Annotated in this window: 10 protein-coding genes; 8 read left to right on the forward strand and 2 right to left on the reverse strand. The window is 39.6% G+C overall.

Going from position 1 to position 15,419, the window contains the following annotated elements:
* Window positions 1-24: 24 nt before the first annotated feature.
* Entirely contained in the window at window positions 25-5,643 is a 5,619-nt protein-coding gene (locus tag CQA58_RS00755) for an autotransporter outer membrane beta-barrel domain-containing protein (RefSeq protein WP_115568797.1), read from the reverse strand.
* A 329-nt stretch (window positions 5,644-5,972) separates the two neighbouring features.
* On the opposite strand from CQA58_RS00755, the gene yedE reads away from it, so the two are divergent.
* Together yedE and yedF are read left to right on the forward strand one after the other, a co-directional pair.
* Complete coding sequence (yedE, locus tag CQA58_RS00760; protein ID WP_115568798.1) at window positions 5,973-7,169, forward strand: selenium metabolism membrane protein YedE/FdhT; 1,197 nt, start codon at window positions 5,973-5,975, stop codon at window positions 7,167-7,169.
* The gene (gene yedF, locus CQA58_RS00765) at window positions 7,170-7,412 is read left to right on the forward strand and encodes a sulfurtransferase-like selenium metabolism protein YedF (RefSeq protein WP_115568799.1); all 243 of its coding nucleotides are present in this window, start codon (window positions 7,170-7,172) and stop codon (window positions 7,410-7,412) included. It abuts the gene before it with no gap.
* A gap of 142 nt (window positions 7,413-7,554) precedes the next feature.
* Here the strand turns inward: yedF and CQA58_RS00770 are convergent, their stop codons facing one another.
* Window positions 7,555-7,761: a hypothetical protein gene (locus CQA58_RS00770; RefSeq protein ID WP_115568800.1), complete on the reverse strand. Its 207-nt coding sequence runs from the start codon at window positions 7,759-7,761 to the stop codon at window positions 7,555-7,557.
* A gap of 128 nt (window positions 7,762-7,889) precedes the next feature.
* Between CQA58_RS00770 and CQA58_RS00775 the strand changes: the two genes are divergently transcribed.
* Genes CQA58_RS00775 through CQA58_RS00800 form a run of 6 tightly spaced genes read left to right on the forward strand, consistent with a single transcriptional unit; the run spans window position 7,890 to window position 15,411 of the window.
* Window positions 7,890-8,786, forward strand: coding sequence for a biotin synthase (locus CQA58_RS00775; protein ID WP_115568801.1), 897 nt, complete (start codon window positions 7,890-7,892; stop codon window positions 8,784-8,786).
* On the forward strand, window positions 8,774-9,586 hold the full coding sequence (locus CQA58_RS00780; RefSeq protein ID WP_245942720.1) for a YihY family inner membrane protein: 813 nt from the start codon (window positions 8,774-8,776) through the stop codon (window positions 9,584-9,586). Before CQA58_RS00775 ends, CQA58_RS00780 begins: the two co-directional genes overlap by 13 nt.
* 42 nt (window positions 9,587-9,628) lie before the next feature.
* Window positions 9,629-11,539, forward strand: a complete 1,911-nt coding sequence (gene tkt, locus CQA58_RS00785; RefSeq protein WP_115568802.1) for a transketolase — start codon at window positions 9,629-9,631, stop codon at window positions 11,537-11,539.
* 43 nt (window positions 11,540-11,582) lie between these two features.
* Window positions 11,583-13,733 carry a PD-(D/E)XK nuclease family protein gene (locus CQA58_RS00790; RefSeq protein WP_147288587.1) on the forward strand — a complete coding sequence of 717 codons (2,151 nt, stop codon included), beginning with the start codon at window positions 11,583-11,585 and terminating at the stop codon, window positions 13,731-13,733.
* A 59-nt stretch (window positions 13,734-13,792) separates the two neighbouring features.
* Window positions 13,793-14,743 (forward strand): methionine ABC transporter ATP-binding protein, encoded by a 951-nt coding sequence (locus tag CQA58_RS00795; protein ID WP_245942722.1) that lies wholly within the window; start codon window positions 13,793-13,795, stop codon window positions 14,741-14,743.
* Window positions 14,737-15,411 (forward strand): methionine ABC transporter permease, encoded by a 675-nt coding sequence (locus CQA58_RS00800; RefSeq protein ID WP_115568804.1) that lies wholly within the window; start codon window positions 14,737-14,739, stop codon window positions 15,409-15,411. Before CQA58_RS00795 ends, CQA58_RS00800 begins: the two co-directional genes overlap by 7 nt.
* Window positions 15,412-15,419: the final 8 nt, after the last annotated feature.

Raw genomic sequence — 15,419 nt, forward strand, 5'->3', positions numbered from 1 at the left:
TTTTCCACCCCCCCCCCTTTTTTTTTATTGAGCCTTATTTTCTTTACTCTCTTGAGTTTGCTCTGCATTCTCTTGCTTTGAGTTCTCTTCTACACTCTCTTTGCTCTCTTGTGGTGTTTGTGTATTCTCATCACTTACTTTAAGAGGAGCAACTTCTTTTTTCACTCCCATTGGAGTATAGCTAGTATTCTCTCCAAAGCTATATCTCACTCCTACATTGACTTGATAATCAGTATTGATTTTTCCTGCAAAGCTTTTCTCAAAGTCAAAGTAGATTCTAGTATTGTCTTTGATAGTCATATTGGTTCCTACATTCATCACTACTCTTCCATCAGAGGCTAGTGAGCTTTGAAGACTATTAACTCCTCCTAGATTTGTAGTGAGTGTTACATCTCCACCATTGAGATAATCATACTCATAGAATGCTCCTACATATACACTTGCTTTAATCGCTTTGCCTTCTGTGAAGTTTTTGAAGTCATATCCAAAGCTACTTCCAGCTCTAGCTCTAAGTTGCATCATCGCATCACTTTTGGCTAGAAGTGTAGAGTATCCACTTGTAAGAGTGTATTCTGTGCCATTGACATAACCAAATGAGAATTCAGCTTGTGGATCGATATACCACTCATTGTTTCCTCCAAGTCTAAATCGATATCCAAACTCATCACTCAAGATAATACCAAAGGTATCAGTGCTTACTGAATTGCCCATCGCAGTTCCAGTTGTGCTGAAGCTATTCATAATGTAGTTGAATTTGAAGATACTATCATTATACCAACCCTCATCTTGAACATAAGAGTTATAAAGTGCTACTTCTACCATATTGGATTTAAGATCTCCCTCAATTCCCTCGCTTACTCCATTGAGAGTGTTGGTAGCATTTGAGGTGCTAGAACTTGCATAACTATAAGCAAGTGCAACCCCTAGGTAGTTATTGGCTCCTTCAAATCCAAAAGCATAGTCATATCCTGCTTGAGTGGTTACATAACTAGTTTTGCTTCCTAGTCCAAAGCTAGAGCTTTGAGCTCCACCAAATACTCTTGCCCAAGCACCTTGGCTATTGTCATTATTTCTTAGCTCTCCCATTCTTTTATTGAGAGAGTTGAAGTTAGCCATAAAAATATCTAGGCTAGTTGCAAATGCTGAAGCTGTGGTGTCTTGAATAGAGCTGTCTGCTCCTGTGGTAGAGAGACTAGTGATGAAGTAGGTGGTGTAATCACCTGTGGCAGTCTTTGCATCTCCATTTGCTATACCATTTGCATCTGTTGCCACTCCCTTAATTGTCCCTCCAATAACATCAAATCCTTGAAGTGTATCTTGAGTTTCAAGCTTGATGAGAGCGTTTTCTGCTGTTGTATTGGTTGTAGAGTTTGCCACAGTAAGGATTGCCACATTGCCCTCGATTGCTGTTCCACCTTTGTTATCACTATTTAGAGTATCGTTGTATTTGATAGCTCCAAGATTTGTATCTGCATTGACTGCAAATTGCATATAGACAGAATCTTCACCTTTTGCTTGGGTTGTATTTGAGCTTGAAGTCTGAGAAACATTGTGGATAATGATTCTGTCTGCATAGGAGTAGCCATAAGTATTGTTTTTTTGTTCTCCACCTAGAGTTGCTTTGCTTTGATTTGCATTGGGATTGACATAAGTCATAAATACAATGCTCTCATTAGCCTCTCCTAGAAGTCCTGTGGTTGCTTTGTTTGCTCCATTACTACTTCCAATCTCAAGGAGTCTGAAGTTTTCTCTTGTAGCGATAGAGCTTGCACTTCCACCATTTGTAGCAAGGTTGATAACCCTATTATTGGTTTGTCCTAATGTTTCTAATTGGAGTTGATTGTGATCAATTGTGGTTTGATTTCCACTTAGAGTGAGGGTTGCCATTGTAGCCTTATCTCCTGTGAGGATAAGCTTGGTGTTTGCTTCCATAGTGAGGACTGAAGTTGATGATGTGTCAAGGGTAATACTTCCTACAAAAGCAGAATTTGCTGTAAGGGTGTTATTGTAGGTTTTTTGTGTTGGAGTAGTAGAAGTAGCCAAAGAACTAATCTCTCCCATTGCCAAACCTGTGAATATTCCTGTATCAGTAGCATCTGTTCTCTTTGAGGTGATTGTGAGAACATCTCCATTGTCATTGAGTGCTCTAAATTGTGCTCCATAGCGTTCAACTAGAGAAACACTCTCATTCCCAAACTCAACCACTCTGTTTTCAAGTTTGAATTTCACACCATCTTGGTAAGTGAGTCCAAAGAATTTATTGACCGAAGAGTCTGTATCGCTTGAAGCAAAAGATTCTGCTGGTAGAGTAGTTACATCTCTAGTTTTTGCAGTTGTTCCACCCACAACCTCACCTTGAACACCATCATTGCTATTGGCAAATACCATATTGGTTACACCATTGGCATAGTTGATGACAGCTTGAGTGTTGAGATTGATTGTTGAGGTAATCTGCATTACAATATTGCTCTCTCCACCATTGGCATTAACTTTGAAGACTAAGGGGTGTGTGTCATCCATAGTTCCTACAAGATCACTTCCCAATCTTGAAACCAATGTGGTTCTTCCACCATTTGTGGTGATTTCTCCTGTGCCATAAGTATCTACATAGGATTTAAGCAAGGCTTGATTTCCTGTGCCTGTTGGGATAGCAAGATTATTTGGAGCCCAAAGAGAATTTTCTAAAGAAATATTTGTATTTCCACTATTGGTTTGGATATTTCCAATGATTGCAGGAGTTTGTCCAGACGAATTAGAATCTGAGAGTGCAATAGTATTCTCCCCTACAACAGTAATAATATCTCCTACGATATGAGCTGTTGAAGTGTCATTGCTTTTGACACTGATTGTGTTTTTGGATGTAGCTGTATTTGCAAAAATTGCCACATTTCCGTTGAGGTTTATTGTTCCATTTTCACCGGTATTGGAAAGTTGTTTGTTTTCTACAAAGCTTCCACCTACGACTTTAAGGGTGTCAGTAGATGTAGTATCAATCACGCTGATTAGGACATTTTGTTCTGTTGCATTGGAGTTGTCAATCGTTAAAGTATTGACAAAACTTGCACTTCCTGTTCCATCCCATTTATTTCCTGCAATAAGTGCTGTTGTAAGAGAACCACCATTGGAAAAATTAAGAGTGAAAGTTCCATTACCGCTGTAATCGCTATGCCCATAGATAGCTTTTGCACTCAGAGCGTTTGCTCCACTAGTGTCTGTTCCCGTAATCGTAAGAGTTCCATTTTTGGTTAGGATTTTTCCTGCGACATTTGCTGTTTGGGCATTGATAGTTGAAGTTCCACCATAAGTGCCAATATCTCCATACACCTTCACATCTTTTGCTTCCAACCAAAGAATGGCTTTGGTTCCATTCGCACTTATATTTCCATTAAGGATTGTGTTGTTATTGCTATCTTTTACTCCATCTTGTCCAATTGTTATAGAGCTACTTGTTTTATCTCTGAAGCGTATAACAAAAGTGTGCCCCTTGTCTGATTGTTGGACACTTTGAGCTGTTGTGCCACTATTAATAACTGCATTTCCTTGATATGTATCAAGCACAAAAGTTTGTCCAGTTGCATCGTTGTTAGTGGAATTGGCATTGGCAATTCTGATCTGAGTGGTATCAAGATTAAATGAGGCACTAGTGTTGGTGGAAAAACTCTCATCAAAACCATTTTCTGTGCTGTCGTAATCTGTAATAAAAATTTTATTATTAGCTCCTCCCCCTGTTGAAGTGAGAGAAAAAGTGCTCTTTGCATTATTTTGTCCTATGATTTGTGCTGATGTTGAGGCTTTAAGCAAAATATAAGCTTGTCCTTCTCTAGTTACTTGGACGCTATCAGCTTTTATCACTGCACTAGATCCATCGGCCACAACAATACTTTTTGATTTTTGTGTTTCTCCATCAGAGCTAGAGGTAATGCTTCCTCCGTGTAAATCAATTTGATTACCCCATACAATAGTTTGAGATCCATAGTTTGAAGAAATATTTCCATAGGCATTGATAGTGTGAGCTTGGAAAAGTGCTTTTCCACTATTTCCACTTGTTGAGAGTTTTCCATTATTGTTTCCACTTGATCCAATGGTAATGGTGGAATTGGTGGCATCAGTCATATCCCTAAATCTCATTACAACAGTATTGCCGTGTTGGTTAGTCCATTTGATACTTTGATCATTCTCTGCACCTGAGTCAATAGTTGCTACTCCTTGATTGTAATCAATAAAAAGATTTTGTCCAACTCCTTTTTGGTATCCTCCAGTGGTGTTTTCAAAAATAATTTGCTTAAGAGTAAGAGTCAATGCACCTGTTCTAACTCCTGTGCTTGGCGTTTGCTGAAAACCACCATTTTGAGTGCTATCATAATCAGTGATATAAATGCTTGATCCAGAGCCTCCTCCCTCAAAACTCATTTGAAGCTTGTTGGTTCTGTCATTTTCTCCAATAGTGATATTTCCACTCCCCGTATTGGTAATGTAATTTATAGCTCCATTTGAAGTGATATCTCCAGTAATAGTTCCTGTGGCTGAATTAGAGAATTTAATTGCATTGTATGACTTAGAATTCTTATTGTTACTTAGAATAGCACTCATTGCTCCTGTGAGGGAAAAACCTCCAGAGGCAATTTGAATCGTATTTGTTCCACCGCGTACTGCTGATATATTCCCTTGCAATGTGGTTGTAGTAGCACCTGATTTGATATCAATCAATGTCGCTGAACTTCCTCCTCCATAAACTCCTGCCCAAACATTTCCTGTCAGATTGTTTGTGCTACCTTCTAAGGTAAGAGTGTTTTTGGAACTTCCATCTCCAGCAAAAGAAGCAAGAAAATTACCCCCACTATTTTTATACTCATCATTTGCTATGCTTCCATCAGCTTGGATTGTTGCATTGTTGTTAAAAGTTACATTGGTATATCCCTCACCAGCTTCTCTACCAATCACACCTTTTAGTGTATTGCTAGTATTGGTGTCATTTGAAAAAACGACATTGATAGTTCCTGCTTCTCCATAGATTTTGCCTTTGAAGTTTGCTCCTTGTGTGAAATTGTATTTTAAATTAGAACCTTGTCCTTGTCCTACAATATTTCCTACAAAGGCATAGGCAATACTATCTCCCCCTGTATATGTTCCATTGCCTTGGAAAGTGTTTGTAGTATTTGCATTCTGTTGAGATAGGATATTTCCTATAAAAGTAGAATTTATGAACTCAAAGTTTGTCGTAGAGGCATTACTTCCAGTGATATTGAGTGTATGATTGTTGTCTGTTCCATACCGAACCACCACACCCTTTGCTTTAATGCTCCCACCATATCCTTTTGAGTTATCGTGATAAACAAGCCCGCTCGCTCCACTCCAAATCAAATCAATCTTGTTCCCATTCTCTCCATTTCCAGAGGAAAGAGTTCCTAAAGTAGGACTATTTGGTAGAGTTCCAGAATCTACAACAAAATACTTGTCTGTTGTGGTTGTTGCACTATCGCCAGTATTTGTCCCATCGCCACCTATTTTTTGTGCCATTCCTACACTCACCCCCAAAGCAAGAGCTAAAGAACTTGCAACAAGAGGTTTAAAAAATCTGCTAGGTTTAGCGACTGAAGATTGCGAAGAGAGGGTATCAGAATTAGTTACTACCCCCCCCCCCATAAATGTGTATTAGTTTCATTTTTACTCCTACATTGTAAAGATTTAAAGACATTATTTTACCATAAACGAAGAGTAAATCAAGATAAAAATATATCTCCCACTTGGGGGGGGGGGATAGCAAAGTATCGTATTTTAGGGAGTTTGAGAGAGATTTGATTTAATCCTTTTTTGTCAAAAAATCACAAAAATCAAACAAATATTTCAAAATATTTAAATTTTTGCTAGAATTTTCTCCTGCTAGTGTCAAGGCTTGACAATACATTTTTTAGACTTCTTTATCTTGCAATCTAAAAAATCCTTTGAATACTACAATACAAGGATATTTATCAATGTGGCGACATTTTAAAGAGAGCTATTTGCTCAAGTTTTGGAATCCATTTTATGCGATTTTGCTTCTTGCTTTGCTTTCGACTTATTACTTCGGGATTACAGGGAAGCATTGGGCTGTTACAGGAGAATTCACGCGTTGGGGTGGAGGGATTTTGGAGTTTTTTGGTGTAGAAGTGAGGAGTTGGGAATACTTTGGTGTGATTGGATATAAGGGGAGTTGGTGGGAGAGAGTTGATGGGGTAATGCTTGTGGGAATGTTTGTGGGGGCATTGATTGCCACGCTTTTGGCGAGTCGATTCAATCTCACAATGCCTGCAAGCAAAATGAGAATGACTCAAGCCCTCATTGGTGGGATTATCGCAGGGTTTGGTGCAAGGCTAGGTATGGGGTGCAATCTTGCAAGTTTCTTTACAGGCATTCCTCAATTTAGCTTCCACGCTTGGGTTTTTACTTTTATGAGTATTTTGGGGATTTATGTGGGGACAAAGGTTATCCAAATGCCTTTTTTGCAATCCAAAGCGACACTACAAAAAGGAGCATTTGTCAGCAAACCCAAAGAGAAGAGGGATACCTTTGTGTGGGGTGTGGCTCTTTTGGTGGTGAGTTTGGGGGTAGTGGCGTGGCTTATGCAAGGCGATAGCTATGGAGCGAAAAAATCTGTTCTTGGAGTGGCATCTTTATTTGGACTAGCTTTTGGTTTTGTTATCGCTAGGGGGCAGATTTGTTTCACTTCAGCTTTTAGGGATTTGTTTCTTTTGGGGCGTGGAATGGTTGCCAAAGCCATTGTGCTAGGAATGTTTATCTCCACTCTTGGAATCTTTGCTTTCATTATGCTAGGACTCCCTCCCAAAATCACTTGGGTGGGGCTAAATGTAGTTTTTGGTGGATTTTTGTTTGGCTTTGGGATTGTTCTAGCAGGAGGTTGTGAGTGTGGGTGGCTTTATCGAGCGATGAGAGGGCAAGTGCAGTATGCAATCGTGGGGGTTGGCAATCTGATTGGCTCAGTATTACTAGCATATAGCTGGGATTGGTATGATGAAGTCCTAGCTACTTCTTTTCCCAAAATCAATCTTTTGGAGAGTTTTGGGAATTATGGAGGGTTGTTTGTGAATTATGCACTTCTTATGGTGCTGTTGGTTGTGGTGCTTGTGATTGAGAAAAAAGAGCAAGAGAGAGTGAAGAAGGGAGCGTTTTAGATGAAAAACTATGAGATAACTTATCATATCAACCTCAAAGGAGAGTCTTGTCCATATCCTGCGATAAAAGGCATTGAGGCTTTAAAAGAGTTGAGAAGAGGAGAGGTGCTAGAGATAGTCAGTGATTGCCCTCAAACAATCCACACTATTCCCATAGATGCCAAAAACTATGGCTATGATATGCTTGATATAATCCATAAGAGTGGGAATATCCACTTCATCATTCAAAAGAATTTTGATTGAGTTTTAGAGGGGGTGGGCTATTGATAGATTTTATCTCTTTTGCCAATATCAATACATAGGATTATACAAATCTCATCTCTTTCTTGGGTTTGAGTGTCTAGTTTTTGAAATTCCTTCTTTGCTTCTTCTGTGTATTCAAAAGTCATTGGCAGTTATTATGCACTGAAGAGGCAGAAAATCTTTTTTGTTTGCCTTGCTCGTATTTTTTGATTGCTTTTAAGTCGTCTTTGTATTCTTGATAGTACTCTTCAATTGCTCGATTGAGAATTGCATTGACATTAGAGATATTTCCCATTTTTTGGATTTGTTGAATTCTTGTGATTGCTTTTTTGGATAATTCGATTTGCATATTTTGCCTTTTTGTTTTGATTTATCTTAGATTATACCTCTTTTTTGTTTCTTGATGCCTATTCTTAAATCCTCAAAACTTAAGATACAATACTCAAAAATCAATACTAAGATATTCAAGGCAAGACAATGAAAAAAGAAATTTTTTTATGCTCGATTAGCAATGTTAGCAGTGGAGGGTGCAGTGAGGATTGTTCTTATTGCACTCAAAGTGCCAAATACGATACAGGGGTAGCACGCTACAAATACAAAGAACCTGCTCAAGTCATCAAAGAGGCAAAAGAGTTGAAAAAGTATGGAATGGTGGGATTCTGTCTTGTAACTTCAGGGCGTGGGCTTGATGATAAAAAATGTGAATATATCTCTTCCCTTGCTAAAGAAATCAAAAAAGAAATTTCAGATATTCATCTTATTGCTTGTTGTGGTAGGGCAGATTTGGATAAGCTCAAAGCTCTCAAACAAAGCGGGATTGACAGCTACAACCACAACCTAGAAACTTCTCAAAGCTTTTTCTCTCAAATCTGCACTACTCATACTTGGGAAGAGAGATTTGAGACTTGTGAGAATGCACTTAGGGCTGATCTTGGACTTTGTAGTGGTGGGATTTTTGGGCTAGGGGAGGGGTGGAATCATCGCATAGAGCTTCTTAAAGCCCTAAGAGAGCTTTCCCCTCACTCAATGCCTATCAACTTCTTTATCCCCAATCCTGCTCTTCCAATCAAGCAGAAGAAAATGAGTGTAGAAGAGGCTTTGGAGTGCATTACTTTAAGCAGGGAGTATCTGCCCAATGCAAGATTGATGATTGCAGGGGGGAGAGAAGTGGTGTTTGGAGAGGATCAGAAGAGTATGTTTAGCTCAGGGATTGATGCGATTGTGCTAGGCAACTATCTCACCACAGCAGGAGAGAGTCCTAAGAGGGATTTGGATATGTTAGAGAGCTATGGGCTAAGTATAGTGGAGGCAAAGAAGGGGGTTTCTATGCTTGAAGGGTATGGGCTAAAGGTGGCAAAAGAGTGCAGAGAATAAGATTTGAGAAGCTCAAAGAGAAGTTTTGGCAACTCTATAATTTCCTCACACACGAAGATGAACTCTTTGTCTATGCTTCATCTTTGAGTTTTTATACTATCTTTGCCCTCATTCCCCTGCTTTTGATTGTCAGCTCAATTCTCTTTTTGCTTCCAAATTTTCAAGAAAAGTTTGGAGAGTTCAAAGAGATTATCCTCTCTAATGTGATTCCTACACATATTGAGATGATTTCTGCTTGGATTGATCCTTTGATAGAAAATAGCTCTAGGATGGGAGTAGTGGGGTTTGTGTATATTGTCTTTACTTCTATTATGTTTTTTAGAAACTATGAGTATATCACTTCCAAAATGTTCAACTCCAAGCCTAGAAGTTTTTTCAACTCTCTTTCACTCTATTGGACTTTAATCACGCTCTTTCCTTTGGTGCTTGGAGTGTCGTTTTATTTTGCATTTCAGTTTAGGGAGTTGTGGGAGGGAAGTGGATTTTTGAGTGTTGTTTTGCCTTTCTCTCCTTTGCTTGTGGGGTGGGTGATGTTTGTAGTGCTTTTTAAAATCTCATCAAACAAAGAAATCACGCTCAAATCCCTTCTTATCTCCTCAGCCCTCACTTCCCTTGCGTGGAATATCGCTAAATGGGTGTTTGTGTATTATGTGGCTTATAATCAATCTTATAGCTCCATTTATGGCTCAATTTCTTTCATCCTCTTTGCAATGCTGTGGATTTATGTTTCGTGGTTTATTGTGCTTTTTGGTATGAGAATTTGTGAGGGATTGGATCAAAAACTCTCTTTCACCCCATAAAAAAATGTAAAATTTAGTCTTTAATTCATCTAGGAGAAAAATATGCAAGATCTTCAAAGTCTTCAAGCAATGTCAAATACGATTAGATTCTTATCAGCAGATATGGTGCAAAAAGCCAATAGCGGACATCCCGGTGCTCCTATGGGATTGGCTGATGTAGCAGTGGTTCTCACTCACCATCTCTCACTCTCTCCCACTCATAGCAATTGGCTCAATCGTGATAGAGTAGTTTTCAGTGGTGGGCATTGCTCAGCTTTGGTGTATTCTCTTTTGCATTTGTGGGGATATGATGTGAGTTTGCAAGATCTCAAAGCCTTTCGCCAACTTGGAAGTAAAACTGCAGGACACCCTGAGTTTGGACACACTCACGGCGTAGAAATCACTACAGGCCCTCTAGGACAAGGGGTAGCAAATGCAGTGGGATTTGCGATGGCAAGTGTATATGCTAGAGAGATTTTAGGGGAGAGTGTTATCAATCACAATGTTTTCTGTCTTTGTGGAGATGGGGATTTGGAAGAGGGGATAAGCTATGAGGCTTGCTCTCTTGCAGGACACCACAAGCTAAATAATCTCATTCTCATCTATGATAGTAATAGAATCACGATTGAGGGTGATACCCAACTAGCTTTGAGTGAGAATATCACAGAGCGTTTCATCTCTCAAGGTTTTGAGGTGTTTGAGTGTGATGGACACGATTTTGTAAGTATTGATTTAGCCCTCACTCAAGCCAAAGCTTCAGACAAACCCTCTCTTATCATCGCTCATACAACCATAGGAAAAAATGCGTGTGGAATGGAGGGGAGTCATAAAACTCACGGAGCACCTTTAGGGGAGAGTGTGATAGAGGAGAGCAAGAGGGCTTTGGGACTTGATCCAAAAGAGAGCTTTGTAGTGAGCGATGAGGTAAGAGAGGCTTTTAGACAAGCTATTAGCAAAGGAGAGATGGGCTACCTAGAGTGGGAGAGGGGATTAAGCAAAGAGCAGAGAGAAAAAATCCAAGAGCTTCTTAATCCTGATTTCTCAAAGATTGCTTATCCTAGCTTTGAGGTGGGCAAAAAGATTGCTACAAGGGTAAGCAATGGAGAGATTCTCAATGCCATTGCAAAAGTGCATCGTGGATTTTTGGGGGGAAGTGCAGATTTAGGCCCATCAAACAATACTCTTCTAGCAGGAGAGGGAGATTTCCCCAAAGGAAGAAATCTGCATTTTGGTGTAAGAGAGCATTCTATGGGAGCGATTTGTAATGGGATTGCAAACTATGGGCTATTTTTGCCTTATTGTGCGACATTCTTTGTCTTTAGTGATTATATGGCACCAAGTGTGAGGGTGGCAAGTATTATGAACTCTCAAGTGTTTTATATTTGGACTCACGATAGCATCGGAGTAGGAGAAGATGGTGCTACTCATCAGCCCATTGAGCAACTCTCACATTTTCGCTCTATGCCAAACCTCTATGTCTTCCGCCCTTCTGATGCCAATGAAAATGTCGCTTGTATGCAAATCGCACTTACACTAAAAGCTCCTAGTGCTTTTGTGCTAAGTCGCCAAAATCTTGAAGTCTTGCCTTTGGTGGAGAGAAGCAAAGTAGAGAGAGGGGGATATGTGGTGAGAGAGTGTGAGAATCCAAGTGTGATTTTACTTGCCACAGGTTCTGAACTCTCTCTTGCACTAAAGAGTGCAGAGGCACTAAGTGAGAGGGGAGAGAGAGTGAGGGTGGTGAGTATGCCTTGCCTTGAGCTATTTGAAAAGCAAGAGAGAAGCTATCAAGAGAGTGTATTGAGTGATAGAGAGAAAACCATAGCGATTGAGGCTTCAAGAGGGCTAGAGTGGTATAAATATGCCAAGATTGTGGTAGGAATGCAAACTTTTGGAGAATCAGGCAAAGGAGATGAGCTATTTGCTCATTTTGGATTTAGTGTAGAGCATATCCTAGAGGTTGCCAAACAACTCTAATCCTACAAAAAGGGGTGGGAGCAATCCACAAATAGGGGAAGTTATGAGTAAGCTTCATTTATTTTCAAACGCAAGGGCAATGCAGAGCTTTATGCAAAGTCAAGAGAGAGGGTTTTTGCCTAAATGTATGCTTCTGGGGGAGTTTTTTGCAGAAGTGATTGTGGTGAGGGGCAAAGTCAAAATCCCCTCATTTTTGAGAAAAATCTTTTTGATTGAGGTATTAAAGGAATTTAATTTCACTCAAAAAGATTTGGAGCTATTGTTTTTTGAGAGAAATTTTTTAGGATTTTTAGAGACTTCTCCATTCTTGCTTCAATTCTTCAATGAACTCAATCAGCACAAACTCAGCATTAAAGACATTCCCCAAAAAGATATTTATGGAGATTATGAAGATCATTTGAGGGTGCTTGAGGAGATTGAAGAGAGATATGAGCAGAAGCTAGGGGATAGGGGATTTTATGATTTTGCAAAAGAGTATGAGATCTTAGATGAATATTTGAGTGCATTTAGGGAGATAGAAATCTATCTTGATGGCTTTCTCTCCCCTTATGAGAAAGAGATTTTAGAGAAGATTTCTTCAAAAGTCCCCCTCTTTTTTCATCTCAATATTGATAGATATAACCAAAAGCATTTTGAATTTCTCTGCAAACTTGAGCCTGATTATAGCTATAAGATTAGCTTCCCTAGTGGGGAGATTGTAGAGAAAATCCCTCATAGACTTCTTGCTTTGCCCAAAGCTTATGGCTGTGAATTGAGAGTGGAGCAATGCTCTTTTGTCTTGCAGAGGATTGAGGAATGGCTAGAAGAGGGGATAGAGGCAGAGAAAATCGCAGTGATTTTGCCAAAAGAGGATTTCAAAGACTTTTTACTTGCCACAGATAGAGTAAGAAATCTCAATTTTGCAATGGGGTTTGAGTATGAGGGATTAAAAAAAGAGATTGAAACCTTAGCACTCCAAGAGGGTGGAGGATTGGAAGAGTTTATCCAAAGAGTGAGGGAGTGTGAGATCCCTCAAAGTTTGGGGGTAAGTATTGATGAGATTTTGTATGCTTATGAGAGGATAGGGGAGGTGATGAGAACTCTTAGCTTCAAAGAGATTGCTTATCTATTTTTAGAAGAGATTGAAAATCTTAGACTTGATGATAGCAAAGGGGGGAAAGTGAGGGTTGTGGGGGTTCTAGAGACAAGGGGAATGGAGCTTGAGAGGGCAATTATTGTGGATTTCAATCAAGAAAATATCCCCAAAATCACCCAAAGCGATATGTTTTTGAACTCCAAGATTAGAAGTGCTTTATCTATCCCAACCCTGCAAGATAGAGAAGAGCTTCAAAAACACTACTATCTTGAGATTTTCAAACGCACTCAAAGGGTTGAGCTTGTCTATATTGAGGGGCATTTAGCTCCATTTGCCAAAGAAGTGGGGGTAAAGAGTTTTGAGAGAAACAACTACACTCTTTTTGCCAAAGGAAAAGAGATCGTCTATAAAGAAGATGAGATAACGCTGTTTTTGGATAGGGAGTTTAGATTTTCAGCAAGTAATGTCAAGATGTTTAGAGAGTGCAAGAGGAAGTTTTATTGGCGTTATCTCAAAAAACTTAAAGAAAGCGAAGAAGAGGGAAGTGTGGCTTTGAGTGTGGGGAGTTTGTTGCACCATTTTCTTTTTCTTGCATATTCTCAAAATCCAAGTGGGGCTAAAGAGGTTTTTGAGCGATTGGTGTTTGAAGAGATTGAGAGGGGCAGTGATGAGCTAGTGAAAATGGAGCTAGGTTTAGCCCTAAGATATATGCAACATTTCTTCAAAATCCAAAGTAAAAATCCCAAAATCTTAGAGCTTGAGAGAGAGTTTGAGTTTATGAGTGAGGGGTTTAGGCTTTGGGGAAGAGTGGATAGGATAGAGGAGATTGAGGGGCGTGTGAGGGTGCTAGACTATAAACTTGGCAAATCAAACACCATAGAGCCCATTCAAAGTGCGTTTTATGGATTGTATGCAAGAGAGAAGTATCCTAGCTTCCCTGTGGAGGTGGGGTTTTATTTCATCAATGGCAAAAAACTCTGCCTTGATAATAAACTAGAAGAGCATATAGCAGAGCTAAAAACACTTTTAAAAGAAATGATTGAGGAGAGGGAGTTTGAAAAATGCACGACTCGTTCAAGTTGTAGAGAGTGCATTTACAAAATTTTATGTAATCGTTAGCAGATTTTTTCAAAATCATATTGTATTTTTATTTTTTTGTAGTATGCTTCTTAAAATTTTTGTTTGAGAGGTGTGTTATTATTAGGCTAAAAAATATTCAAAAAATTTATCCAAATGGTTTTTATGCTCTTAAAAATGTCGATTTGGAAGTTAAGGCAAATGAGATTATGGGAATTATTGGATATTCAGGTGCAGGGAAATCCACTCTAGTGCGACTAATTAACCGCTTAGAAGAGCCAAGCAGTGGAGAGGTGTTTGTAGATGGAGAAAATATCTTGCTTCTTGATAAAACCACTTTGAGAAAAAGAAGGAGAAAGATTGGAATGATTTTTCAACACTTTAATCTTCTAAGCTCTAAAAATGTCTATGATAATATCGCCTTTGCTCTCAAAATCGCCCATTGGCACAAGGATAAAATCCCTCAAAGAGTGGGTGAGCTCTTAGAGCTTGTGGGACTAGCTGACAAAGCAAAAAACTATCCTTCAGAGCTAAGTGGAGGGCAGAAGCAAAGGGTGGCTATCGCAAGGGCATTGGCTAATGAGCCAAAGATTTTGCTCTGTGATGAGGCAACAAGTGCGTTGGATAGTAAAAGCACCCATTCAATCCTCAAACTTCTCAAAGAGATTCAAAGCAAGATGAATCTAACAATCGTTCTTATCACTCATCAAATCGAAGTCATCAAGCAAATTGCTGATAGGGTGTGTGTGATGAGTGCAGGGGAGATTGTAGAAGTAGGGAGAAGTCAAGAGGTGCTAAGCTCTCCCAAACACCTATGCACGCAAGAAATCCTCTCTCACGCAAAAGAGTGTGAAACCCCTTTGGCTCTCACTCAAAGAAATATCTCTTCTTATCATTTGCAACTCCAAACCCTTTTTGACTTGCAAAAGGAGTTTGATGTGGAGATACAAATCATCAAAGAGGGAGGGGAGAGTCAAGTGAGCCTTTTGGGAGAAGAGAGTGAGGTGGATAGAGCAATGAAGAGATATTTTGGAGGGAGTGTGAGATGTTAAAAGAGTTTTTTTATCTTCCCTCTTATTTGGTGGAGGGATTGTTTGATGCGACACTTGAAACGCTGTATATGGTGAGTGTTTCAAGTGTGGTGGCGTTGTTTTTTGGACTGATTGTGGGAGTGGTTTTGAGTGTGAGTAGGAAAGATGGAATCCTGCCTTGCTTTTGGCTTCATCAGGTTTTGGGGTGGCTTGTGAATACCACAAGGAGTTTTCCATTTATCATTCTTATTATTTTGCTTTTGCCACTCTCTAAGTTTATCGTGGGGCAAAGCTATGGCACGACAGCGGCTATCGTGCCACTTTCACTCTCAGCTATCCCCTTTGTGGCTAGGTTGATTGAGGGGGCATTAAATGAGGTGGATAGTGGCTTGATAGAAGCCACTCAAAGTATGGGGGCAAATGAGTTTAGTATCATTATGATGATGATTTCAGAAGCCTTGCCCTCAATCATCAATGCTATAACAATCACAATCATCAGCCTTATCGGTTATTCAGCAATCGCAGGCGCGATAGGGGCAGGGGGACTAGGAGATTTGGCTATAAGGCTAGGGTATCAAACCTTTATGCCAAATGTGCTGTTTTGGGCTGTGGTGGTGATTGTCATAATGGTGCAGATGATTCAGAGCTGTGGGGATTACCTCGTATCTTGGATTAGAAAAAAACGATAAGGAGTAAA

The organism is Helicobacter brantae (assembly GCF_003364205.1).
Classification (GTDB): Bacteria; Campylobacterota; Campylobacteria; order Campylobacterales; family Helicobacteraceae; genus Helicobacter_G; species Helicobacter_G brantae.

Excerpts from the sequence above, each read along its gene's own strand:
- CQA58_RS00755 (WP_115568797.1), bottom strand. The coding sequence starts at position 5,643 with ATGGGGGGGGGGGTAGTAACTAATTCTGATACCCTCTCTTCGCAATCT.
- yedE (WP_115568798.1), top strand. The coding sequence starts at position 5,973 with ATGTGGCGACATTTTAAAGAGAGCTATTTGCTCAAGTTTTGGAATCCA.
- yedF (WP_115568799.1), top strand. The coding sequence starts at position 7,170 with ATGAAAAACTATGAGATAACTTATCATATCAACCTCAAAGGAGAGTCT.
- CQA58_RS00770 (WP_115568800.1), bottom strand. The coding sequence starts at position 7,761 with ATGCAAATCGAATTATCCAAAAAAGCAATCACAAGAATTCAACAAATC.
- CQA58_RS00775 (WP_115568801.1), top strand. The coding sequence starts at position 7,890 with ATGAAAAAAGAAATTTTTTTATGCTCGATTAGCAATGTTAGCAGTGGA.
- tkt (WP_115568802.1), top strand. The coding sequence starts at position 9,629 with ATGCAAGATCTTCAAAGTCTTCAAGCAATGTCAAATACGATTAGATTC.
- CQA58_RS00790 (WP_147288587.1), top strand. The coding sequence starts at position 11,583 with ATGAGTAAGCTTCATTTATTTTCAAACGCAAGGGCAATGCAGAGCTTT.
- CQA58_RS00800 (WP_115568804.1), top strand. The coding sequence starts at position 14,737 with ATGTTAAAAGAGTTTTTTTATCTTCCCTCTTATTTGGTGGAGGGATTG.